General features: G+C 70.1%; 22 protein-coding genes and 1 pseudogene. 11 read left to right on the top strand and 12 right to left on the bottom strand.

From position 1 onward, the window contains the following. Positions 1–5: 5 nt before the first annotated feature. Positions 6–1,232 carry an acyl-CoA dehydrogenase family protein gene (locus ACZ7OO_RS29635; RefSeq protein WP_471509309.1) on the bottom strand — a complete coding sequence of 409 codons (1,227 nt, stop codon included), beginning with the start codon at positions 1,230–1,232 and terminating at the stop codon, positions 6–8. Between the two features lie 172 nt (positions 1,233–1,404). On the opposite strand from ACZ7OO_RS29635, the gene ACZ7OO_RS29630 reads away from it, so the two are divergent. Beyond that, positions 1,405–2,049 carry a TetR/AcrR family transcriptional regulator gene (locus ACZ7OO_RS29630; protein WP_471509307.1) on the top strand — a complete coding sequence of 215 codons (645 nt, stop codon included), beginning with the start codon at positions 1,405–1,407 and terminating at the stop codon, positions 2,047–2,049. A gap of 23 nt (positions 2,050–2,072) precedes the next feature. Here the strand turns inward: ACZ7OO_RS29630 and def are convergent, their stop codons facing one another. Beyond that, complete coding sequence (gene def / locus ACZ7OO_RS29625; RefSeq protein WP_471509305.1) at positions 2,073–2,612, bottom strand: peptide deformylase; 540 nt, start codon at positions 2,610–2,612, stop codon at positions 2,073–2,075. Between the two features lie 151 nt (positions 2,613–2,763). On the opposite strand from def, the gene ACZ7OO_RS29620 reads away from it, so the two are divergent. From ACZ7OO_RS29620 to ACZ7OO_RS29600, 5 genes are all read left to right on the top strand, one after another. Further along, a complete protein-coding gene (locus ACZ7OO_RS29620) occupies positions 2,764–4,002 on the top strand; it encodes a MurT ligase domain-containing protein (RefSeq protein WP_384484402.1) in 1,239 nt (412 codons plus the stop codon). 23 nt (positions 4,003–4,025) lie between these two features. Beyond that, on the top strand, positions 4,026–4,754 hold the full coding sequence (locus ACZ7OO_RS29615) for a type 1 glutamine amidotransferase (protein WP_351698376.1): 729 nt from the start codon (positions 4,026–4,028) through the stop codon (positions 4,752–4,754). 179 nt (positions 4,755–4,933) lie between these two features. Beyond that, positions 4,934–5,959 carry a 6-phosphofructokinase gene (locus ACZ7OO_RS29610; RefSeq protein WP_471509303.1) on the top strand — a complete coding sequence of 342 codons (1,026 nt, stop codon included), beginning with the start codon at positions 4,934–4,936 and terminating at the stop codon, positions 5,957–5,959. Positions 5,960–6,045: 86 nt separating this feature from the next. Then, on the top strand, positions 6,046–6,996 hold the full coding sequence (locus ACZ7OO_RS29605; RefSeq protein ID WP_471509301.1) for a cytochrome c oxidase assembly protein: 951 nt from the start codon (positions 6,046–6,048) through the stop codon (positions 6,994–6,996). 694 nt (positions 6,997–7,690) lie between these two features. Next, entirely contained in the window at positions 7,691–7,861 is a 171-nt protein-coding gene (locus ACZ7OO_RS29600) for a hypothetical protein (RefSeq protein ID WP_352222216.1), read from the top strand. 13 nt (positions 7,862–7,874) lie between these two features. Here ACZ7OO_RS29600 and ACZ7OO_RS29595 read toward each other — a convergent pair whose 3' ends face one another. The 4 genes from ACZ7OO_RS29595 to ACZ7OO_RS29580 are packed head-to-tail and all read right to left on the bottom strand — an operon-like array spanning position 7,875 to position 11,932. After that, positions 7,875–9,080 (bottom strand): sensor histidine kinase, encoded by a 1,206-nt coding sequence (locus ACZ7OO_RS29595; protein WP_471509299.1) that lies wholly within the window; start codon positions 9,078–9,080, stop codon positions 7,875–7,877. After that, positions 9,077–10,789 carry a sodium/solute symporter gene (locus ACZ7OO_RS29590; protein ID WP_471509297.1) on the bottom strand — a complete coding sequence of 571 codons (1,713 nt, stop codon included), beginning with the start codon at positions 10,787–10,789 and terminating at the stop codon, positions 9,077–9,079. The genes ACZ7OO_RS29595 and ACZ7OO_RS29590 overlap by 4 nt, the downstream gene beginning before the upstream one ends. A gap of 22 nt (positions 10,790–10,811) precedes the next feature. Beyond that, positions 10,812–11,180: a hypothetical protein gene (locus ACZ7OO_RS29585; protein WP_471509296.1), complete on the bottom strand. Its 369-nt coding sequence runs from the start codon at positions 11,178–11,180 to the stop codon at positions 10,812–10,814. A 2-nt stretch (positions 11,181–11,182) separates the two neighbouring features. Further along, positions 11,183–11,932, bottom strand: a complete 750-nt coding sequence (locus tag ACZ7OO_RS29580; RefSeq protein WP_471509294.1) for a LytR/AlgR family response regulator transcription factor — start codon at positions 11,930–11,932, stop codon at positions 11,183–11,185. Positions 11,933–12,043: 111 nt separating this feature from the next. Between ACZ7OO_RS29580 and ACZ7OO_RS29575 the strand changes: the two genes are divergently transcribed. The 3 genes from ACZ7OO_RS29575 to rocD all read left to right on the top strand — a co-directional run bounded on the left by ACZ7OO_RS29575 (position 12,044) and on the right by rocD (position 14,732). Then, complete coding sequence (locus ACZ7OO_RS29575) at positions 12,044–12,529, top strand: Lrp/AsnC family transcriptional regulator (protein WP_450763565.1); 486 nt, start codon at positions 12,044–12,046, stop codon at positions 12,527–12,529. A gap of 153 nt (positions 12,530–12,682) precedes the next feature. After that, positions 12,683–13,492 carry a dimethylargininase gene (ddaH, locus tag ACZ7OO_RS29570; RefSeq protein ID WP_471509292.1) on the top strand — a complete coding sequence of 270 codons (810 nt, stop codon included), beginning with the start codon at positions 12,683–12,685 and terminating at the stop codon, positions 13,490–13,492. A 19-nt stretch (positions 13,493–13,511) separates the two neighbouring features. Continuing rightward, positions 13,512–14,732 carry an ornithine--oxo-acid transaminase gene (gene rocD, locus ACZ7OO_RS29565; RefSeq protein WP_471509290.1) on the top strand — a complete coding sequence of 407 codons (1,221 nt, stop codon included), beginning with the start codon at positions 13,512–13,514 and terminating at the stop codon, positions 14,730–14,732. Positions 14,733–14,777: 45 nt separating this feature from the next. Here rocD and ACZ7OO_RS29560 read toward each other — a convergent pair whose 3' ends face one another. From ACZ7OO_RS29560 to ACZ7OO_RS29540, 5 genes are all read right to left on the bottom strand, one after another. Beyond that, complete coding sequence (locus tag ACZ7OO_RS29560; protein WP_471509288.1) at positions 14,778–15,404, bottom strand: DUF305 domain-containing protein; 627 nt, start codon at positions 15,402–15,404, stop codon at positions 14,778–14,780. Positions 15,405–15,486: 82 nt separating this feature from the next. Then, positions 15,487–15,903 carry a DUF6153 family protein gene (locus tag ACZ7OO_RS29555; protein WP_471509286.1) on the bottom strand — a complete coding sequence of 139 codons (417 nt, stop codon included), beginning with the start codon at positions 15,901–15,903 and terminating at the stop codon, positions 15,487–15,489. 128 nt (positions 15,904–16,031) lie between these two features. Then, entirely contained in the window at positions 16,032–16,340 is a 309-nt protein-coding gene (locus ACZ7OO_RS29550; RefSeq protein ID WP_471509284.1) for a hypothetical protein, read from the bottom strand. Between the two features lie 295 nt (positions 16,341–16,635). After that, positions 16,636–16,839: a cold-shock protein gene (locus ACZ7OO_RS29545; RefSeq protein ID WP_352222206.1), complete on the bottom strand. Its 204-nt coding sequence runs from the start codon at positions 16,837–16,839 to the stop codon at positions 16,636–16,638. A gap of 427 nt (positions 16,840–17,266) precedes the next feature. Then, on the bottom strand, positions 17,267–17,668 hold the full coding sequence (locus ACZ7OO_RS29540; RefSeq protein ID WP_471509283.1) for a hypothetical protein: 402 nt from the start codon (positions 17,666–17,668) through the stop codon (positions 17,267–17,269). Between the two features lie 171 nt (positions 17,669–17,839). On the opposite strand from ACZ7OO_RS29540, the pseudogene ACZ7OO_RS29535 reads away from it, so the two are divergent. Together ACZ7OO_RS29535 and ACZ7OO_RS29530 are read left to right on the top strand one after the other, a co-directional pair. Beyond that, positions 17,840–17,985, top strand: a pseudogene (locus tag ACZ7OO_RS29535) (IS256 family transposase); the annotation flags it as partial. 537 nt (positions 17,986–18,522) lie between these two features. Continuing rightward, positions 18,523–19,248, top strand: coding sequence for a lysophospholipid acyltransferase family protein (locus ACZ7OO_RS29530; protein ID WP_471509282.1), 726 nt, complete (start codon positions 18,523–18,525; stop codon positions 19,246–19,248). Between the two features lie 57 nt (positions 19,249–19,305). On the opposite strand, the gene ACZ7OO_RS29525 is transcribed toward ACZ7OO_RS29530, so the two are convergent. After that, positions 19,306–20,907, bottom strand: a complete 1,602-nt coding sequence (locus tag ACZ7OO_RS29525; protein WP_471509281.1) for an alpha/beta hydrolase — start codon at positions 20,905–20,907, stop codon at positions 19,306–19,308. Positions 20,908–21,015 lie beyond the last annotated feature (108 nt).

The following is a 21,015-nucleotide window of genomic DNA, read 5'->3' as shown; positions in this document are numbered from 1 at the left end:
GGGGGCTACCGGATGGGCATCCCCGACAGTGTGCGAGCGATCACCAACCGCTGCACCTCGCTCGTACCCTCGAAGATCGTGTAGATCGCGGCGTCGCGGTGCATCCGCTCCACCGGGTACTCCCGTGTGTAGCCGTTGCCGCCCAGGATCTGGATCGCCTGGGCGGTGACCTTCTTCGCGGTCTCGCTGGCGAACAGCTTCGACATCGAGCCCTCGGCGGCGGTGAACTGCTTACCGTTCACCGCCATCCAGGACGCACGCCACACCAGCAGCCGGGCCGCGTCGATGGACGTACGCATGTCCGCGAGCTGGAAGGCGACGCCCTGGTTGTCGATGATCGGCCGCCCGAACTGCTCACGGGTCTTGGCGTAGTCGAGGGCGACTTCGTAGGCGGCACGTGCCGTACCGACGGCCATCGCACCGACGGCGGGGCGCGAGGCCTCGAACGTCGCCATCGCCGCGTTCTTGACCCGCTCGCCGCCGGTCTTCGCCCGCTCACGGGCCCGTGCGAGGCGCTCGTCCAGCTTCTCCTTGCCGCCGAGCAGGCAGGAGCCCGGCACCCGGACGCCGTCCAGGATGACCTCGGCGGTGTGCGAGGCACGGATCCCGTGCTTCTTGAACTTCTGGCCCTGGGCGAGCCCGGGGGTGCCCGCCGGGACGATGAAGGACGCGTGGCCCTTGGAGCCGAGCTCCGGGTCGACGACCGCGACGACGACGTGGACGTTGGCGATACCGCCGTTGGTCGCCCAGGTCTTGGTCCCGTTGATCACCCACTCGTCCTTGGCCTCGTCGTAGACGGCCCGGGTGCGCATGGAGGCCACGTCGGAGCCGGCGTCGGGCTCGGAGGAGCAGAACGCGGCGACCTTGACGTCGTCGGTGTCGCCGTACATCTGGGGGATCCAGGTGCCGATCTGCTCCTCGGTGCCGTTGGCGAGGACGCCGACGGCGGCGAGACCCGTGCCCACAATGGAGAGGGCGATGCCCGCGTCGCCCCAGAACAGCTCCTCCATGGCCATCGGGATGCCGAGGCCGGTGGGGTCGAAGTACTGCTGGGCGTAGAAGTCGAGGGAGTAGATGCCGACCTTCGCGGCCTCCTGGATGACCGGCCAGGGAGTCTCCTCACGCTCGTCCCATTCGGCGGCCGCGGGCCGGATGACGTCGGCGGCGAAGCCGTGCAGCCAGTCCCGGACCTCCTTCTGTTCGTCGTTGAGCTCCATGGTGAACTCGGCCATGACCCCTCCAGCGGCGGCGCAAAATGTGTTACTAGCGGTAACAACAGTCTGTTACTCGTCAGTAGGAAAAGTCAACTCCCAAGGTCACCTCGGCAGCCAGTTCGATGGCGGACTGCTGTCAGGTGTTAGTTTTCGCAGGCGTCACCGAAACAGCACGGGGTGGGGAGAGCACATGGACACCACACAGCGGACCGAACAGCAGCGGTCCGCCGACCGCCGACGGCGAGAGCTGTTGGAGGCCGCGGACCGCGTGGTGCTGCGCGACGGCCCCCAAGCCTCGATGAACGCGATCGCGGCCGAGGCCGGCATCACCAAACCGATCCTCTATCGCCACTTCGGCGACAAGGGCGGGCTTTACGCGGCCCTTGCCAAGCGGCACACGGACGCGTTGCTGAACTCGCTGCGGGAGGCTCTCGACGCGCCCGCGGACCGACGTGAGCGGGTCGAGGCCACGTTGGACACCTACCTCGCGGCGATCGAGGCGCGGCCCCAGGTGTACCGGTTCCTGATGCATCCTGCCGAGGGCGGCACGGGGACCGATCAAGGATTTGACGTCGGGAAGCACAGTGCTCCGCTGCTGCGGCGGATGGGCGAGGAGTTGGCTCAGGTCATCGAGGACCGTCTGGACCTCGGGCCCGGGAGTCAGCAGCTGGCTCGGGTGTGGGGGCATGGGATCGTCGGGATGATGCATGCGGCCGGGGACTGGTGGCTGGGAGAGCGGCCCTGTTCTCGTGCAGAGTTGGTGAAGAGTTTGGCGGACTTGTTGTGGGGGCGGTTGGCGGCTGCGGGGGACAAGATCGGCGGTCCGGGGTTCTGAAGGTCTGAAGGCGGTGGATGTCCTCATCGGCGCCAGGAAGCCTTGGTCACCTGTCGCATCAGCCTCCGCTTTCGCCAGCCCGTCACATGGTCGGCGTACACCCTGCCCTCCAAGTGGTCCGTCTCGTGCTGCAGGCATCTCGCGAAGAAGCCCGTGCCGTGGATCGTGACCGGTTCTCCCGTTGCCGTGACGCCCTCCACCACCGCCTGGTCGTACCGTTCCGTCCCCGCCTCCAGGCCCGGCAGGGACAGGCAGCCCTCCGGGCCGCGGACCGTCACGCCGTCCGTCTCCACCAGACGGGGGTTCACCACATGGCCCAGGTGCCGTACGTCCTCGTCGTCGGGGCAGTCGAAGACGAAAACCCGCAGCGGCTCACCCACCTGGTTCGCCGCCAGGCCGACACCCTCCGACGCGTACATCGTCGCGAACAAGTCCTCCACCAGACGGGAGAGTTCGGGGCCGAAGTCGGTGACCTCCGCGCAGCGGGCGTGCAGGACGGGGTCGCCGAGCAGGGTGAGGGGCCGGACCCGCCCGTGGGCGCCCGGAATGGAACCGTGTCGCATGGCCGCAAGGGTACGGTTCGAATCGGCCCCTGCCCGCCGCGCAGGCGAGGGCCGGAATTCGGGTGTGCGAATGGATCTCGATAGGCTGAGGTGCACACCACGCTGCCGAATGGCTGAGGCGCGGCGCGTACGCAAGGAGGATCGAGAACTGATGGCAGGCAACTCGGACCCGCTCACGCCGCGGGCCAAGATCGCCGTGACCGCGGGCAAGGCGGTCGCGGCGGCGTCCCGTGCCGCGGGACGCGGCAGCGGATCCGTGATCGGCGGCCGGGTCGCACTCAAACTCGACCCCGACCTTCTCGCCCGGCTCGCCCAGAACCTGGACGTCACGCTCGTCTCGGCGACCAACGGCAAGACGACCACGACCCGGCTCATCGCCGAGGCACTGAAGGCCGCGGGGCCGGTCGTCTCCAACGCGCTCGGCGCCAACATGCCCGCCGGTATCACCTCGGCGCTGGCCGGCGGCTCCGACGCCAAGTTCGGTGTCATCGAGGTCGACGAGAAGTACCTCGCCGGGGTGGCCCGGGACACCGACCCCAAGTGCATCGCGCTGCTCAACCTCTCCCGCGACCAGCTCGACCGGGCCGCCGAGACCCGGATGCTCGCCGAGAACTGGCGGGAGGGCCTGGCCGGGTCGAAGGCTGTCATCGTGGCGAACTGCGACGACCCGCTGGTGGTGTGGGCCGCGTCCTCCTCCCCCAATGTGATCTGGGTCGCCGCCGGGCAGATGTGGAAGGACGACGCCTGGTCCTGCCCGTCCTGCGGTGGTGTGATGCAGCGCCCTGGCGACGACTGGTTCTGCGGTGAGTGCGGGTTCCGGCGCCCGACACCGAGCTGGGTGCTGTCCGGGGACCATGTGCTCGACCCGCACGGGTCCGCCTGGCCGATCCATCTCCAGCTGCCCGGGCGCGCCAACAAGGCCAACGCGGCCTCCTCGGCCGCCGTCGCCGCCGTCTTCGGAGTGCCGCCGCAGGTCGCCCTGGAACGGATGTACCAGGTGCAGGCCGTCGCGGGACGGTACGACGTCGTGCAGTTCCAGGGGCGCGACCTGCGGCTGCTGCTCGCGAAGAACCCGGCCGGCTGGCTGGAGACGTTCTCGCTGATCGACCCGCCGCCGACCCCGGTGATCCTCTCCGTGAACGCGCGCGGCGCGGACGGCACCGACACCTCCTGGCTGTGGGACGTGGACTACACCCGCCTCACCGGCCACCCGATCTTCGTGCTCGGCGACCGCAAGCTGGACCTCGCGGTGCGTCTTGAGGTCGCGAACCAGCACTTCCAGGTCTGCGACTCCCTCGACCAGGCCGTGCAGATGGCCCCGCCCGGCCGGATCGAGGTCATCGCGAACTACACCGCGTTCCAGGATCTGCGCCGCCGCGTCGGCAACTGACTGACCCCGAAGGACGATCATTGATGAGCGACAACCAACTGCGGCTGGTGTGGATCTACCCGGACCTGCTCAGCACCTACGGCGACCAGGGCAACGCCCTCGTCGTGGAGCGCCGGGCGCGGCAGCGCGGTCTCGACGTGGCCCGGCTGGACGTGCGCAGCGACCAGCCGATCCCGACCTCCGGCGACATCTACCTGATCGGCGGCGGCGAGGACCGTCCGCAGCGGCTGGCCGCCGAGCGGCTGCGCCGCGACGGTCACCTGTACCGGGCCGTGGAGAACGGCGCGATCGTGTTCTCGGTGTGCGCCGGCTACCAGATCCTCGGGCACGAGTTCATCAACGACCTGGGCCAGCGTGAGCCGGGCCTCGGCCTGCTCGACGTGACGACCGTGCGCGGCACCGGCGAGCGGTGCGTCGGTGACGTCCTCGCCGACATCGACCCGCGCCTCGGGCTGCCCCAGCTCACCGGGTTCGAGAACCACCAGGGCATCACCCAGCTCGGCCCCACCGCCCGCCCCCTCGCCCGCGTCCAGCTGGGCCGGGGCAACGGCACCGGCGACGGCACGGAGGGCGCGTACAACGACACCGTCTTCGGCACGTACATGCACGGGCCGGTCCTCGCCCGCAACCCGCTCATCGCCGACCTGCTGCTGAAGCTGGCGCTCGACGTGAACGCCCTGCCGCCGATCGACGACCGGTGGTACGAGGCCCTGCGCACCGAGCGGATCGCGTCCGCGCAGCAGCCCGCCTGACCGTACCCGAGTGGTCGATTACGGGCCCGCCTGACGGGGTGTCCGCTCACATGTGCGGGCGCGTCCAGCAGGCGGACGCACGGTACGGCGAGACCCCCTCGCGCGGGTAGGGTGACGGCGATGACAGCCGGACAGCGTGGTCCGGCCTTCGGCCCACGTGGAGAAGGTTGTTTCGGGCTATGCGCATTGGTGTCCTCACGTCCGGCGGCGACTGCCCCGGCCTGAACGCCGTCATCCGGTCCGTCGTGCACCGTGCCGTCGTCGACCACGGCGACGAGGTCATCGGCTTCCGGGACGGCTGGAAGGGCCTCCTGGAATGCGACTATCTCAAGCTCGACCTCGACGCCGTGGCCGGCATCCTGGCCCGCGGCGGCACGATCCTCGGTTCCTCCCGGGTCCAGCCCTCGCATCTGCGGGACGGCGTGGAGCGGGCCAGGGGCCATGTCGCCGAACTCGGACTCGACGCGATCATCCCGATCGGCGGTGAGGGCACGCTGAAGGCGGCCCGGCTGATGTCCGATGCCGGTCTGCCGATCGTCGGCGTGCCGAAGACCATCGACAACGACATCGCTGTCACCGACGTGACCTTCGGCTTCGACACGGCCGTGGGTGTGGCGACCGAGGCCCTCGACCGGCTGAAGACCACCGCCGAGTCCCACCAGCGGGTCCTCGTCGTCGAGGTCATGGGCCGGCACACCGGCTGGATCGCCCTGCACTCCGGCATGGCGGCCGGCGCCCACGCCGTCGTCGTGCCGGAACGCCCCTTCGACATCGAGGAGTTGGCCCGCCGGGTCGGCGAGCGTTTCGAGGCCGGGAAGCGGTTCGCGATCGTCGTCGCGGCGGAGGGGGCCAAGCCGAAGGCGGGCACGATGGCCTTCGACGAGGGTGGCAAGGACATCTACGGCCACGAGCGGTTCGCCGGGATCGCCCGGCAGCTCTCCATCGAGCTGGAGCAGCGGCTCGGCAAGGAGGCGCGGCCGGTCATCCTCGGGCATGTACAGCGGGGTGGGACGCCGACGGCGTACGACCGGGTGCTGGCGACGCGGTTCGGATGGCATGCGGTGGAGGCCGTGCACCGGGGGAACTTCGGTCATATGACGGCGCTCCGGGGGACGGACATCGTGATGGTGCCGCTCGCGGAGGCGGTGGAGACGTTGAAGACGGTTCCCGCGGAGCGGTACGAGGAAGCGGAGACCGTGCTTTAGGGACCCGGTCACAGAGATGACCCCGGCCGGTTCTAGTCTTGTGGGCGGCAGAAACGCACAACCCCCCACGAATCAGGAGCCACCGGATGGATCACAGCGGGCACGGCATGACCCTGGACTTGCCGCCGTTCACGCTGGGGCGGGGGCTGGAGTGGTCGACGGATCCCTTCTTTCTCCTGGCCTGTGTCGCGGGGCTCGCGCTGTACGGGTGGGGTGTGGTGCGGCTGCGGCGGCGCGGGGACGCGTGGCCCGTGGGGCGTACCGTCTCGTACGTCCTCGGTGTGCTCACCATCATGCTGGTGATGTGCACCAGGCTGAACGACTACGGGATGGTCATGTTCAGCGTGCACATGGTGCAGCACATGATCATCAGCATGTTGTCGCCGATCCTGATCCTGCTCGGTGCCCCGGTGACGCTCGCGCTGCGCGCGCTGCCCGTCGCCGGGAAGGGACCCAAGGGGCCGCGTGAGCTGCTGCTGGCCCTGCTGCACAGCCGGTACATGCGGATCGTCACCCATCCCGCCTTCACGATCCCGCTGTTCATCGCGAGCCTCTACGCGCTCTACTTCACTCCGCTGTTCGACTTCCTGATGGGATCGAAGGCCGGCCACATCGCGATGATGGTGCACTTTCTCGCCGTCGGTGTCGTCTTCTTCTGGCCGATCATCGGCGTCGACCCGGGACCGCACCGGCCGGGGTATCTCATGCGGATGCTGGAACTGTTCGCGGGCATGCCGTTCCACGCGTTCTTCGGTATCGCGTTGATGATGGCGTCGGAGCCGATGGTCGAGACGTTCAAGAACCCGCCCGCCTCGCTCGGCATCGACGCGCTCTCCGACCAGAACGCGGCCGGCGGTATCGCCTGGGCGTTCAGTGAAGTCCCCTCCGTGCTGGTCCTGATCGCCCTGCTGTTCCAGTGGTACAGCTCCGAGCAGCGGCAGGCCCGGCGCACGGACCGCGCCGCGGACCGGGACGGTGACAAGGAACTTGAGGCGTACAACGCCTATCTGGCCTCGCTGAACGCACGCAGGGGCTGAAAGGCCCAGCGGATGCGGGCTGAGCTCCGCCCCCATCCGTCGTCAAGGCGGTCGCCACCGGGGTACAAGGGGCACGGCCAGGACGCCCAGGTCCGTTCCTGCCGGAACGCGGCAGTCTGCGGCAAGAGGACACGCCCGGGCGTACGCAAATCCGCCGCGACCCTTCGCAGGGGACAGGCGGAGGCGTATGCGCGGGCCCGCACCGGGCCGGGTTCCCTGCCGCTCCGGGATGAGGGCGAGGACCCGGGACGGCCGCCCGGCCACCGTCGACGGCCACTCCCCCACGTCCTGCGGGCGCCATCGCCGTCGCCGCCCTGGGCCTGGTGCGGGGGCTGGTGTGGTACGGCAGCTCGGTGGGCCTCTCGCGCCCGCTCAAGGGTGACTGTGTCCCAGCCGAGTGGCCCGGCCGGGCGCGCTCCCCGGGGACCCTCAGGCCCAGTCTCGATCCGACCTGCGCGGAGCTGCCGGGGAAACTCGCGGATGTGCGGTCCGTGGCCGTCGTACCGACCGGGAAGCAGGTACGGACGGAGTCGGACCGCCCCGGCAGTGCGCAGACACGATCCTTCCGGGTATCAGGCGACCTCCTGGAGCAGCGAGGGGATGTGGAAGACCGGCGCTCATTTCGCCGTGTGCACCGTGCGGAGGCAGAACGGGGGCACCATGGAGGGAGTCGGACCATGAGGAGGGTGTCGCGATGCCCGGTTCTACGAACGGTTCCACCAAGGCGATGGGGGTCCTCACCGTAGGCGGACTCGTGGTGGTGACGGCCTACACGGTGGCGCTCGGCAGCAACGGCTGGCTCTGGTTCGGCTGGGTGGTGCTGGGGCTGCTGACCCTCGCGATGGTGGTCACCCAGAGCGGCTGAGGGGCTGGGGTGCTCACTCGGGTGTGAGGCGCGCCGCCTGGTGGACCCCGGGCTGGTATTTGGGCATCCGGGCGGTGATCCTCATGCCCGCTCCCGGGGCGGTCTGGATGACGAGGCCGTGGTCGTCCCCGTAGACCTGGCGGAGCCGGTCGTCGACGTTGGACAGGCCGATACCGCCGGAGGGGCTGATCTCGCCGGCGAGGATACGGCGCAGCAGCCCGGGATCCATGCCGGCGCCGTCGTCCTCGATGACGACCAGGGCCTCGGCGCCCTCGTCCTGCGCGGTGATCTGGATGTGACAGGTCCCGGTCTTGCCCTCCAGGCCGTGTTTGACGGCGTTCTCGACCAGGGGCTGGAGGCAGAGGAAGGGGAGGGTGACCGGGAGTACCTCGGGGGCGATCTGGAGGGTGACCGTGAGCCGGTCGCCGAAGCGGGCCCGGACGAGTGCAAGGTAGTGGTCGATCGCGTGGAGTTCGTCGGCGAGGGTGGTGAAGTCGCCGTGCCTGCGGAACGAGTAGCGGGTGAAGTCGGCGAACTCCAGAAGCAGTTCGCGGGCCCGCTCGGGGTCGGTGCGTACGAACGAGGCGATCACCGCGAGCGAGTTGAAGATGAAGTGCGGGGAGATCTGGGCACGCAGGGCGCGGATCTCGGCCTCGATGAGCCGGGTGCGTGAGCGGTCCAGGTCGGCCAGTTCCAGCTGCACGCTCACCCAGCGGGCGACCTCGCCGGCCGCGCGGACCAGCACGGCGGACTCGCGCGGGGCGCAGGCGACCAGGGTGCCGTGGACGCGGTCGTCGACGGTGAGCGGGGCGATCACGGCCCAGCGGACCGGGCAGTCGGGGAGTTCGCAGTGCAGCCGGAAGGCCTCGCCGCGGCCGGACTCCAGCGGTCCGGCGAGCCGTTCCATGATCTCGGTGCGGTGGTGGTCGCCGACGCCGTCCCAGACCAGGAGGTTCTCGTGGTCGGTGAGGCAGAGGGCGTCGGTGCCGAGCAGGGTGCGCAGCCGGCGGGCCGAGCGGCGGGCGGTCTCCTCGGTCAGGCCCGCGCGCAGCGGGGGTGCGGCGAGGGACGCGGTGTGCAGGGTCTCGAAGGTGGCGTGCTCGACGGGGGTGCCGAGACCGCCGAGGCTCTCGGGGCGTGCGGTGCGGCGGCCGAGCCAGAAGCCTGCGGCCAGCAGCGGGAGTACGGCCACCAGGAGGCCGGCCAGGAAGCCGGTCACGCCTTCACCTCCGCGCGCAGTTCCTCCGGGAGGTGGAAGCGGGCGAGGATCGCGGCCGTTCCCGGCGGGACCCGGCCCGGCGTCGCCAGGGACACCAGGATCATGGTGAGGAAGCCCAGCGGCACCGACCAGAGGGCGGGCCAGGCGAGCAGGGCGTGCAGGTTCCCGGTGCCCGGGAAGTCGGCCATCGTCGCGGCCACCGCGCAGAACGCCGAGCCGCCGCCGACCAGCATCCCGGCGGCCGCGCCGGGCGGGGTCAGCCGCCGCCACCAGATGCCGAGGACCAGCAACGGGCAGAAGGAGGAGGCGGACACCGCGAAGGCGAGCCCCACGGCGTCCGCGGCCGGCAGCCCGCCGACCAGCACGCTGGCGGCGAGCGGTACGGCCATGGCCAGCACGGTCCCGAGTCTGAAGTGCCGTACGCCGCGCGCTGGGAGGACGTCCTGGGTGAGGACTCCGGCGACCGCCATGGTCAGTCCGGAGGCGGTGGAGAGGAACGCGGCGAAGGCGCCGCCAGCCACCAGGGCGCCGAGCAGATCGCCACCGAGGCCGCCGATGACCCGGTCGGGCAGCAGCAGGACGGCCGCGTCAGCGTTGGCGGTGAGGGTGAGTTCGGGGGTGTAGAGCCGGCCGAGGGCGCCGTACACGGGCGGCAGCAGGTAGAAGAGGCCGATCAGGGCGAGGACGGCGACCGTGGTGCGGCGGGCGGCGACACCGTGCGGGCTGGTGTAGAAGCGGACGACGACGTGCGGCAGGCCCATGGTGCCGAGGAAGGTGGCGAGGATCAGCCCGTACGTGGCGTACAGCGGGCGTTCCTCCCGGCTCTGCGCGAGCGAGGTGGACATACCGCCGTTGGTGACCCGGTCGGTGGCGGGTACGCGGGTGCCCTTGGCGAAGGTCAGCCGGGTGCCGGCGGCGATGCGGTGGGTGCCCTCGGGGAGGGTGACCCTGGTGTCCTGGTGCGGGCGGCCGTCCACCGTACCGGTGACGGTGACCGTGAGGGGGCGGTCGAGCTTCAGGTCGAGGGTGTCCTGGACGCTGACGGTGCGCTGGTCACGGAAGGTGGCCGGCTCGTCGAAGGCGTGGGTGGGAGCCCCTGCGCCCTGCCAGGCGAGGACGAGGAAGAGGGCAGGGACGAGCAGGGCGGTGAGTTTCAGCCAGTACTGGAAGGCCTGGACGAAGGTGATGCTGCGCATGCCGCCGGCCGCGACGGTGGCCACCACGACCACGGCCACGATCAGCCCGCCCAGCGCGTCCGGGGCGCCGGTGAGCACCGTCAACGTCAGTCCGGCGCCCTGGAGTTGGGGCAGAAGATAGAGCCAGCCGACGCCGACGACGAACGCCCCGGCCAGCCGTCGTACCGTCTGCGAGGCAAGCCGGGCCTCGGCGAAGTCGGGGAGGGTGTAGGCGCCGGAGCGGCGCAGCGGGGCGGCGACGAACAGGAGGAGGACCAGATAGCCGGCGGTGTAGCCGACCGGGTACCAGAGCATGTCCGGGCCCTGCACCAGGACCAGGCCCGCGATGCCCAGGAAGGAGGCGGCGGAGAGGTACTCGCCGCTGATCGCGGCCGCGTTCAGGCGCGGGCCGACGGTGCGTGAGGCGACGTAGAAGTCGGACGTGGTCCGGGAGACACGCAGGCCGAAGGCGCCGACGAGGACGGTCGCGACGACGACGAGGGCGACGGCCGGGACGGCGTAACCGGAGTTCATGGGGCCTCGTCGCGACGGGGGTTCATCGGTCCTCGACGAGGCGGACGAAGTCCTCCTCGTTGCGTTCGGCGCGGCGCACGTACCAGCGGGCCAGCAGGATCAGCGGGGCGTACAGGCAGAAGCCGAGCACCAGCCACTCCAGGCGGCGGGCATCGGGAGCGGCCGCGAACACCAGCGGAAGCGGGCCGACGAGCAGCACGAGGACCGCGAACACGACCAGGGCGACGCGGAGTTGGGAGCGCATGAGGGAGCGGACGTAGGTGTGGCCGAGGGTGGTCTGTTCGTCGATCTCGGTGCGCGCGCGGTAGTAGTCGGAGCCACGGCGGGCACGGCGGCTGCGGCGGGGCGGCCCGGTCACGGTGACCCGGCGTTCGGCGGGGTCCGTGGGCACCGTCACACCCTCCTCATCAGCAGGTCCCGCAGCTCTCGCGCATGGCGCCGGCTGACCTGGAGTTCCTCGCCGCCGACCAGGACGCTCACCGTGCCGGCGTCCAGGCGGAGTTCGCCGATGTGACCGAGGGCGACGAGGTGACGGCGGTGGATGCGGACGAAGCCACGGGAGCGCCAGCGGTCCTCCAGGGTGGACAGCGGGATGCGCACGAGGTGGCTGCCGTGCTCGGTGTGCAGGCGGGCGTAGTCGCCCTGGGCCTCGACATGGGTGATGTCGTCGACGGCCACGAACCGTGTGACACCGCCGAGTTCGACCGGTAGGTGGTCCGGGTCGGGTTCGTGCACGGGTATCCGGGGTGCGGCGCCGCGCAGTTCGGCGACCCGTCGTACCGCCTCCGCCAGCCGCTCCTTCCGTACCGGCTTCAGGACGTAGTCGACCGCCTTGAGATCGAAGGCCCGTACGGCGAAGTCCTCGTGGGCGGTGACGAACACGACCAGCGGGGGCATGGCGAAGCCGGTGAGCAGCCGGGCCATCTCCAGGCCGTCCAGGCCGGGCATCTGGATGTCCAGGAAGACGACGTCGATGGCCTCGGGGCCGTGGGGTCCGGACTCCAGGGCGCGGGTGATGCGGCGCAGCGCCTCGGTGGCGTCCCCGGCGCCCTCGACGCTGCCGATGCGCGGATCGGCGTTCAGCAGATAGAGGAGCTCCTCCAGCGAGGGGCGTTCGTCGTCGACGGCGAGGGCTCGCAGCATGAACGGAGTGTAGGCGGCGGAACGGGGCGCTGGACATGTGCCGGACGTGGACGTTCACGCCGGACGCAGTGGTGTGCCTGAAGTGTCTTTCCCCGTGGATACAGTGCGGACATGAACAGCGGCACCGCCCCCTTCGACGACCTCGACCGGAAGATCACCACTGCCCTGATGGCGAACGCGCGAACCAGTTTCGCCGAGATCGGCGCGGCCGTCGGGCTCTCCGCGACGGCCGTGAAACGGCGGGTCGACCGGCTGCGCGAGACCGGAGTGATCACCGGTTTCACGGCCACCGTGAAACCGTCGGCCCTCGGCTGGCGCACCGAGGCCTATGTCGAGGTGTACTGCGAGGGTGCGGCCCCGCCCAGGCGGCTCGCGGAGGTGGTCCGCAACCATCCGGAGATCACCGCCGCCATGACGGTGACCGGCGGCGCGGACGCCCTGCTGCATGTCCGCGCCCGGGACGTGGACCACTTCGAGGAGGTGCTGGAGCGGATCCGGGTGGAGCCGTTCATCCGGAAGACGATCAGCGTGATGGTGCTGTCGCATCTGCTCCCGGAGAGCCCCGAGGCGGGTGCGACACACGCGGCGCCGCAATAGGCTGGAGTAAACGCACCGATGCTGCGTTTGTGCGATCAGAGACGCAGCGATGCTGCGCAGAGACGCAACATTAATTTCTTGTCGCCCGATCCGACGCTTCCTACCTTGGTGTCAACCCTCGTCGACACCGCAGGAAAGCGGAGGAACACCTCTGTGCCCGAAAGCCGTGTGCCGCGCGTCCGGCGCTTCCTCGTCTGCGAACCCAGACACTTCGCCGTGCAGTACGCGATCAATCCCTGGATGCACCCCGACACCAGGGTCGACGTCGACCTGGCCCATGAGCAGTGGACCGCGCTCATCAGCGCCTACCGTGCCCATGGCCACAGCGTCGACCGTCTGGACCCGGTCCCCGGCCTGCCCGACATGGTCTTCGCCGCGAACTCGGCGGTCGTCGTCGGAGGCCGCGTCTTCGGCTCCCTGTTCCACGCGCCCGAGCGGCGCCCCGAGTCCTCCCACTACGACCTCTGGTTCAAGACCGCCGGCTATGACGTGTACCGCCCCGGCTCGGTGGTCGAGGGCGAGGGCGACCTGGTCTGGACGGGCCGGTATCTGCTCGCCGGCACCGGCTTCCGCACCACCCGGGAGGCACACCGGGAGGCGCAGGAGTTCTTCGGCCACCCGGTGATCAGCCTGACCCTGGTGGACCCGTACTTCTACCACCTGGACACCGCGCTGTTCGTCCTCGACGACGAGAACATCGTGTACTACCCCGAGGCCTTCTCCAGCGGCAGCCGGGAGGTGCTGCGCCGGCTGTACCCGGACGCGGTGCTCGCCACCCGCGACGACGCCATGGCATGGGGGCTGAACTCCGTCTCCGACGGCCGCCGGGTCTTCATCGCACCGCAGGCCGAGGCGCTCGCCGCCCGGCTCGCCGACCAGGGCTACGAACCGGTCCCCGTCGACCTGTCGGAGTTCCACAAGGCCGGCGGCGGCATCAAGTGCTGCACCCAGGAAATCCGCTGAGGTCCGAGGAGAGTCATCGATGACCGCACCCGCGCACACCCGTACCTCCGCCGAGCTGATCGAGGCCGAGGAGCCGGTCCTCGCGCACAACTACCATCCGCTGCCCGTGGTTGTCGCGAGCGCCGAGGGCGCCTGGGTGGAGGACGTCGAGGGCCGTCGCTACCTCGACATGCTGGCCGGCTACTCGGCCCTCAACTTCGGCCACCGCCACCCGGCCCTCATCGAGGCCGCGCACCGCCAGCTGGACCGGCTGACCCTCACCTCCCGCGCCTTCCACAACGACCGGCTCGCCGAGTTCGCCGAACGCCTGGCGCGGCTGACCGGCCTGGACATGGTGCTGCCGATGAACACCGGCGCGGAGGCGGTGGAAAGCGGCATCAAGGTGGCCCGCAAATGGGCCTACGACGTCAAGGGCGTCCCGGCCGACCGGGCGACGATCGTCGTGGCGGCGGACAACTTCCACGGCCGTACGACCACGATCGTCAGCTTCTCCACGGACGAGACCGCCCGCACGGGCTTCGGCCCGTTCACGCCGGGGTTCCGGATCGTGCCGTACAACGACCTGGCCGCGCTGGAGGCGGCGGTCGACGAGACGACGGCGGCCGTGCTGATCGAGCCGATCCAGGGCGAAGCCGGGGTCATGATCCCCGACACCGGCTATCTGACCGGGGTCCGCGAACTGACCCGGCGGGCGGGCTGTCTCTTCGTGGCCGACGAGATCCAGTCCGGCCTCGGCCGCACGGGCCGTACCCTCGCCGTCGACCACGAGGACGTCGTCCCGGACGTCCTGCTGCTCGGCAAGGCGCTGGGCGGCGGGATCGTGCCGGTGTCGGCGGTGGTGGCCCGGCGCGAGGTGCTGGGGGTGCTGCGGCCGGGCGAGCACGGCTCGACGTTCGGCGGCAACCCGCTCGCCGCCGCGGTTGGCACGGCCGTGGTCGAGCTGCTGGAGGACGGCGAATTCCAGCGCCGGGCAGCCGAGTTGGGCGTGGTCCTGCGGGACGGTCTGACGGAGCTGGTCGGCAGGGGCGTGGTCGGATTCCGCTCGCGCGGGCTGTGGGCGGGCGTCGACGTGGACCCGGCGATCGGCACCGGGCGCGAGATCAGCGAACGCCTGATGCGCGAGGGCGTACTGGTCAAGGACACGCACGGCTCGACGATCCGGCTGGCCCCGCCGCTGACCGTCACGGCGGACGAACTGCGGTCGGCACTGGGGGCGTTGGAGAAGGTGCTGGCGGTCTGAGCGAGGGGGCGGCCGCGTCGGTGGGTGCGGCCGCCCCGCCCCTGATCAGCTCTTGCCGAGCAGCTTGTTCATCTCCTTGATCTCGGCGTTCTGGGCGGTGACGATGTCGCCGGCCATGCCCGTGGCCGGGGCGTACTCGCCCTTGGACCGCTCGGCGGTGGCCATCTCGACGGCGCCCTGGTGGTGTTCGACCATCATGGTCAGGAACATCGTGTCGAAGTCCTTCCCCTGGGCCTTCTTCAGCGCGGACATGTCCTTCTCGTCCATCATCCCGGTCATGCCTGTCTCGCCGGCGTGGCCGCTGTGGTCCATGCCCGCCATGGGCACGTCCTCCCCCCACGCCTTGAGCCAGCCGGACATGGTCTTGATCTCCGGGTCCTGGGCCTTCTCGATCCGGGCGGCGAGCGCCTCGACCCGGGCCGAGGCGGCCCGGCCGGCGGCGAGCTCCGCCATCTCCAGGGCCTGCTGGTGGTGGGGGATCATGCGCTGCGCGAAGGTCACGTCCTGCGCGTTGTGCGCGCCGGGGGTGGTGGCCGACGCGGACGCGGTGGCGTGCGCGCCGCTGTGCGGGGTGGCGTGGGCGGTGTCGTCGCCGCTGCCGCACGCGGTGAGAGCGAGGGCGGCAGTCGCGGTCAGGGCGACGAGGACGGCACGGGTACGTGTGATGGTCATGCTGGATCTCCTGCGGTGGGTGTGAGAGGGCGGGCGGGAGCACGACCGCGGCGCGGTAGCGCACGGCCGGCTCGGGGTTCCTCTAGATCCGCAGGAGCTGGAGTTCGGCCAGATCGGGGGGTGCGCGGGCGCCGTCCGGTGCCGTGGCCGGGCGGGAGCCGACCGGGTGGACGGCCGCCGGTACGGGTACCGGGTCAGGGACCAGTGCCGGCAGCGCAGGTCCGCCGCTCACGGCGCCCGAGGCGCAGGTCGCGTCGGCGTGGTGGACGTGGTTGCCGCCGCAGTGGCCGTCGTCGCCGGAGCAGCCGTCGTACGCGGTGACCATCACGGTCATGTGGGAGAGCGAGACCCGCCCATGACCGCCATGCCCGGCGTGGCCCATGACTCCGCCGGGTGCCAGCGCATGCATGCCGAGCAGTCCGGCCAGCAACCCGAGCACGAGCAGGGCTCGCCACCGCCGGTGCGGCGGTGGCGGGGTGGGCTGCTCGGTGGGGCGCATCGGGGACATCCTATGCACAGCCTGAGAGCGAACCGGGGAAGGTGGCCTCCCGGAAACACGACACGGGAGGCCACCTCGTCACCAGGGCCTCGACCCAAGTGCGGTTTCTGATCGAGCGACCGCCACCGCTACGGGGCCAGGGTCTCTCCGAAGCGGGCGTCGGGCACGGGGGCGCTCAGGGTGCCGCCGTTGAAGGACCAGGATCCGCTTCCGGCGGGGCCGTTGCTCCTGCCGGGGAAGACCCAGGCGGCGCCGTCGTTGGTGTCCTCGCCAGGCGCCCAGGCGATGAGCTCGGCCTTGCCGTCATTGTTGGCGTCGATGAACCGGAGGGCGCCGCCGAACCGGTCGCCGTTGTCGTTGTCCCCGGGAACGGACGGCGTGCTCTGGCTGTAGCCGGCGATGCCTCGCGGGGTGAGCCCGTGGGTGGTACCGCGCACCACCCACGCCGTACCCGCGTCGGTGAGGCTGTTGATGTCGTTCGCCAGCGCGCCGACCGCGGCGTCCGGCGTAGCCGCACGCCCGTTGCGCGACTGTCACTACGGTTCGACGGCCGCAGTGTCCATGTGCGGCCGGCGCCGGACGGCACGTGACCCATCAGGCGCCCGGAAGCGTGTGACGCCGACGGGAAGAGGGTCCGCCGACCCACGCTCGTGGCATGATCCACCGGACCGGCCACGGGCTGCGACGGACCCTCAACCCGCGAAGTCGGCGCCCCTTGCCGAGCCGGCTGGGTCAGACGGGGCGGATGTTCTCCGCCTGGGGACCTTTCTGCCCTTGGGTGACGTCGAACTCGACCTTCTGGCCCTCCTGCAGCTCGCGGTAGCCCTGGCTGGCGATGTTCGAGTAGTGGGCGAACACGTCAGGACCGCCGCCCTCCTGCTCGATGAAGCCGAAGCCCTTCTCGCTGTTGAACCACTTGACCGTGCCCCTGGCCATGACTCTCTCCTTCGAGCGAACCGGGACCGCGTCCTCGGCACCCGGCAGTAGCCGCCTTGGCCCGGAGAGACGCTGAACAGCAAGAACGCCCGTGTATGCGATCACGGGCGAACGACCTTCGGAACCACGACTGCTCAACCTCGACGCTACACCCGCGTGATGGCTGCCGCCACGGGAACATGCCGGCCTCGGTGATGACCTTCCACCTCGCCGACACCCCGCTCCACACTGTGCGCGAACAACTGCTTGGAGCTACCCCGGGAGGTCCTCGGGTGTGCGGGCATCGCTCACAACGTCGCCACCGGAAGTTCGCAGCGTTACGTACGGATCGCCGTCGGGACGTACTGGGCTCGTCCAGCGCGGGGGCGCCAGAGCCGGCGCGCCGTCCGCGAGAACCCGTTTCCGCGATCCTCCTTCCCTTCCCGCGTCAAGTCGGCGTCGCGTAGAGCGTCCGGTCATGTGCCGGGCGTGCCCGGTGCTCACCGCCCGCAACGCGCAGTGTGCCGCCCGCGAGCAGCCGGTCGATGGGTCGCGGCGCAGCACGGGGCGCCGACGCACAGACCGAGCAAGCGCCATCAGGAGCGGTTGTCGCGGCCCTGGCCGTCGCCTTTCCGGCGAGCAGCTGCTTGGCCGTTTTCAGCGCGGCTTGTTTCGTCGGGATGCCCATCGTCCGTTCCTCCTCACTGTCGTCCCAACGGTCGGGTACCCCGCTTGCACCACCCAGGCGCGCAGCCCCGGCCACCCGCTTGTCCGTGGCCGGCAGCGGGCCGCCGCTGGTGAGGCCGTCGGTTGGTTCCCCGTCGAAGGCGCTGCAGGCTTCGTGGCCCACCGATTCCAGTCCCTGCGGGTGCAGGGCGCAGGCAGCCTCTACGGCTCGCCGGCGTGGCCCAGGCAGCGCGGTACGCGCTCAACAGGATTCGGGCAGTGCCCCGGCACGCGCGGCCGGACCCGTTCCGCTCACGGCTCACGGCTCACGGCTCACGGCTCACGGCTCACGGGGCTGGTCGGCGCGGTCCTGGCCGAGCAGAGCGACGAATCGACCGAGCCCGCCGCTACGCGGGACTCGACCTGCTGGCCAAGGCCCGCCTCCACCCGATCGAGTCAGAAACCGACGCGACCGTCCTCCCGACCGAACTCCCCGCATAGCCTCGAATACGAGATCGCCGAGTGGCCGTCGTTACACCACTCCGTCAATGCGTAGCGACTCGTCCTCGTCTCGTTGCCGTCGAGGCACTGAGTTGAACGTCGAAAAACACTCGGCCGTGTGTGTCCCAGGTACATTGAAGCTCCCCCGAACGGGCCAACACCCCATGTCCGGCAGAGGCGATGAGAGCCGCCGCCAATGTTCAACCCATTGCGACCAGCCGATGACGTAAGGATACGGGAGCCACGTGCACCGACGAGGGAAACAGATAGGCGCTCGGGGAAATCGGCAAGATCACTGAGATCCTCGCTTACGTCGCCCCTACGAGCGCCGAAACCGGCGAGGTTGCAGTCTGTCGACCAGCGCTGCAACGTCGCATAATCTGACCAATCGTCAGACAAGTCGGCAAAGGGTCAGTATGAGCCGACTGAACGTGGCGGCAGATGGCCACAGGCACACATGACCGAACCGCCGGGAAACCGACACTGACCTGGGACAACACCAGCTCTCAGGGGAGCTGGCAAAGTGAGGGGCGAGTCGTGTTCTACTACCTGCTCAAGTACGTACTACTGGGGCCGCTGCTACGACTGGTGTTCCGGCCCCGGATCGAAGGTCTCGAACATGTGCCCGCGTCGGGCCCGGCCATCGTCGCCGGCAACCATCTCTCCTTCGCCGACCACTTCCTGATGCCGGCCGTCCTCAAGCGGCGAATCACCTTCCTCGCCAAGGCCGAGTACTTCACAGGGCCCGGGGTTCGTGGCCGGCTGACCGCCTTCTTCTTCCGCAGCGCCGGGCAGATCCCGGTGGACCGCTCCGGCAAGGAGGCCGGCCAGGCCGCGATCCGGGAGGGGCTCGGAGTGCTGAGCAAGGGCGAGCTGCTCGGCATCTATCCGGAGGGCACGCGCTCGCACGACGGCCGGCTCTACAAGGGCAAGGTCGGCGTGGCCGTGATGGCGCTGCGGGCGGGTGTCCCGGTGATCCCCTGCGCGATGATCGGCACCTTCGAGGCGCAGCCGCCCGGCAAGGTCATCCCGCACGTCCACCCCGTGGTGATCCGCTTCGGAAAGCCCCTCGAATTCTCCCGCTACGCCGGGATGGAGAACGAGAAGGCCGTCCTGCGCGCGATCACCGACGAGATCATGTACGCCGTCCTGACCCTCTCCGAGCAGGAGTACGTCGACGAGTACGCGGCCGTCGTCAAGGCGACACAGACGGCGGCGAAGGGCGCGAAGGAGCGCAAGTTCCCGCGAACGCCGCTCAGTTGACGCGAGTGAGGGGCGGCGGAGGTGTTCCCGCCGCCCCTCGGCGCCGTACCGGAAGGGTTACGGCTGCGGTGTCGCGTGCGGTGTGCAGGTGACGTCCGCGCCGTCCAGCTTCCCGGTGAGCAGGTAGGTGTCGACACGGCTGTTGATGCACGGGTTGACCAGGCCGGTCACACCGTGCGAGCCGGCGCCCTGCTCGGTGATGAGGCGGGAGTCCTTGAAACGCTTGTGCAGTTCGACGGCGCCCGGGTACGGGGTGGCGGCGTCACGGGTGGACTGCACGATCAGTACCGGCGGCAGTCCCTTGTGGGTGGTGACGTTCACCGGGGTCTGCTGCTTGACCGGCCAGGTGGCGCACGGCAGGTTCATCCACGCGTTGGCCCAGGTCATGAACGGGTACTGCTTGTTGAGCTCGGTGTTGTCGCGGTCCCACTTCCGCCAGCTGGTGGGCCACCTGGCGTCGGTGCACTCGACGGCGGTGTAGACCGCGTTGCCGTTCTCCGAGGAGATGTTGCCCGCGGTGTCGGAGAGGTCCGGGGCGGCCGCGTCGACCAGGGCCTGGGTGTCACCGGCGAAGTACTTGCCGAACACCGTGGCCACCGGGACCCACGAGGAGTCGTAGTACGGGGCGCTCTGGAAGAAGGAGATCAGCTCGGCCGGTCCGACGACCCCGCCGATCGGGCTCTTCTTGGCGGTGGCGCGCAACTGGAGCCACTTGGCCTGCACGGCGTCACGCGTGGTCCCCAGGTGGAAGGCGGCGTCGTGCGCGGCGACCCAGTCCTCCCAGTCCTTCCAGCGGCCCTCGAAGGCGACGTCCTGGCCCAGGTTGGCCTGGTACCAGATGTTCTTCCGCGACGGGTTGACGACGCTGTCGACGATCATCCGGCGCACATGCCCCGGGAACAGCGTCCCGTACACGGCGCCGAGGTAGGTGCCGTAGGAGACGCCGAGGTAGTTGAGTTTCTTCTCGCCGAGCGCGGCCCGGATGACGTCCAAGTCACGGGCGGTGTTGGCGGTGGTCATCTGCTGGAGCATCGCCCGGCCGGTACGCTCGGCGCAGCCGTCCGCGTACTCCCTGGCGAGCTTGCGCTGGGCGGTCTTGTCGGCCTCGGTGTCGGGCACCGGGTCGGCCTTGGGCGCCTTCACGAACTCCTGCGGGTCGATGCAGGAGATGGGTGCCGAGTGGCCGACGCCACGCGGGTCGAAGCCCACGAAGTCGTACGCCTTCGAGGCGTTGACCCACAGCGGGTTCTTGGTGGTGACCCGGAGCGGGAAGCGCATCCCCGAACCACCCGGGCCGCCGGGGTTGTAGACCAGCGCGCCCTGACGCTCCGCCTTCGTCCCCGTGTTCCCTATTCGGTCGACGGCGAGCTTGATCTGCTTGCCGTAGGGCTTCGCGTAGTCGAGCGGCACGCTGACCCAGCCGCACTGGACGGGCTTCGTCAGGGCCCAGTCGGCCGGGCAGTCCGCCCAGTCGATCCCCGCCTTTGCGGCATGCTCGGCGGCGACGGCCGCGCCCCACTGCTCACGGTCCTGCCCGTGCCGGGCCTCGGCGCCGGACGCGGGGGCCGCGAGCGCACCGGTGATCAGGCTCGCGGTGACCAGCGCCCCGGCCGAACCGAGTGCCAGCACCCGGCTCCTCGATCTGAAGTTGTCCCTCAAGTGGGCCCTCCCCGTTCTTGGTTACGAATAGTCAGGGGGGATCCTTCCGGCTGTGAGCCTCCTGAGAACAGGGGGTGGCAGCCGTCTTTACCAATCCGATAACCGGAC

The organism is Streptomyces sp. NPDC111744 (assembly GCF_055634995.1).
Note: the sequence above shows the minus strand (reverse complement) of the source record. Positions and strands in the feature narration are given on the sequence as shown.

Bases quoted from the DNA above. Each gene is read 5' to 3' on its own strand.
- ACZ7OO_RS29635 (WP_471509309.1), bottom strand. From the start codon at position 1,232: ATGGCCGAGTTCACCATGGAGCTCAACGACGAACAGAAGGAGGTCCGG.
- ACZ7OO_RS29630 (WP_471509307.1), top strand. From the start codon at position 1,405: ATGGACACCACACAGCGGACCGAACAGCAGCGGTCCGCCGACCGCCGA.
- def (WP_471509305.1), bottom strand. From the start codon at position 2,612: ATGCGACACGGTTCCATTCCGGGCGCCCACGGGCGGGTCCGGCCCCTC.
- ACZ7OO_RS29620 (WP_384484402.1), top strand. From the start codon at position 2,764: ATGGCAGGCAACTCGGACCCGCTCACGCCGCGGGCCAAGATCGCCGTG.
- ACZ7OO_RS29615 (WP_351698376.1), top strand. From the start codon at position 4,026: ATGAGCGACAACCAACTGCGGCTGGTGTGGATCTACCCGGACCTGCTC.
- ACZ7OO_RS29610 (WP_471509303.1), top strand. From the start codon at position 4,934: ATGCGCATTGGTGTCCTCACGTCCGGCGGCGACTGCCCCGGCCTGAAC.
- ACZ7OO_RS29605 (WP_471509301.1), top strand. From the start codon at position 6,046: ATGGATCACAGCGGGCACGGCATGACCCTGGACTTGCCGCCGTTCACG.
- ACZ7OO_RS29600 (WP_352222216.1), top strand. From the start codon at position 7,691: ATGCCCGGTTCTACGAACGGTTCCACCAAGGCGATGGGGGTCCTCACC.
- ACZ7OO_RS29590 (WP_471509297.1), bottom strand. From the start codon at position 10,789: ATGAACTCCGGTTACGCCGTCCCGGCCGTCGCCCTCGTCGTCGTCGCG.
- ACZ7OO_RS29580 (WP_471509294.1), bottom strand. From the start codon at position 11,932: ATGCTGCGAGCCCTCGCCGTCGACGACGAACGCCCCTCGCTGGAGGAG.
- ACZ7OO_RS29575 (WP_450763565.1), top strand. From the start codon at position 12,044: ATGAACAGCGGCACCGCCCCCTTCGACGACCTCGACCGGAAGATCACC.
- rocD (WP_471509290.1), top strand. From the start codon at position 13,512: ATGACCGCACCCGCGCACACCCGTACCTCCGCCGAGCTGATCGAGGCC.
- ACZ7OO_RS29560 (WP_471509288.1), bottom strand. From the start codon at position 15,404: ATGACCATCACACGTACCCGTGCCGTCCTCGTCGCCCTGACCGCGACT.
- ACZ7OO_RS29555 (WP_471509286.1), bottom strand. From the start codon at position 15,903: ATGCGCCCCACCGAGCAGCCCACCCCGCCACCGCCGCACCGGCGGTGG.
- ACZ7OO_RS29545 (WP_352222206.1), bottom strand. From the start codon at position 16,839: ATGGCCAGGGGCACGGTCAAGTGGTTCAACAGCGAGAAGGGCTTCGGC.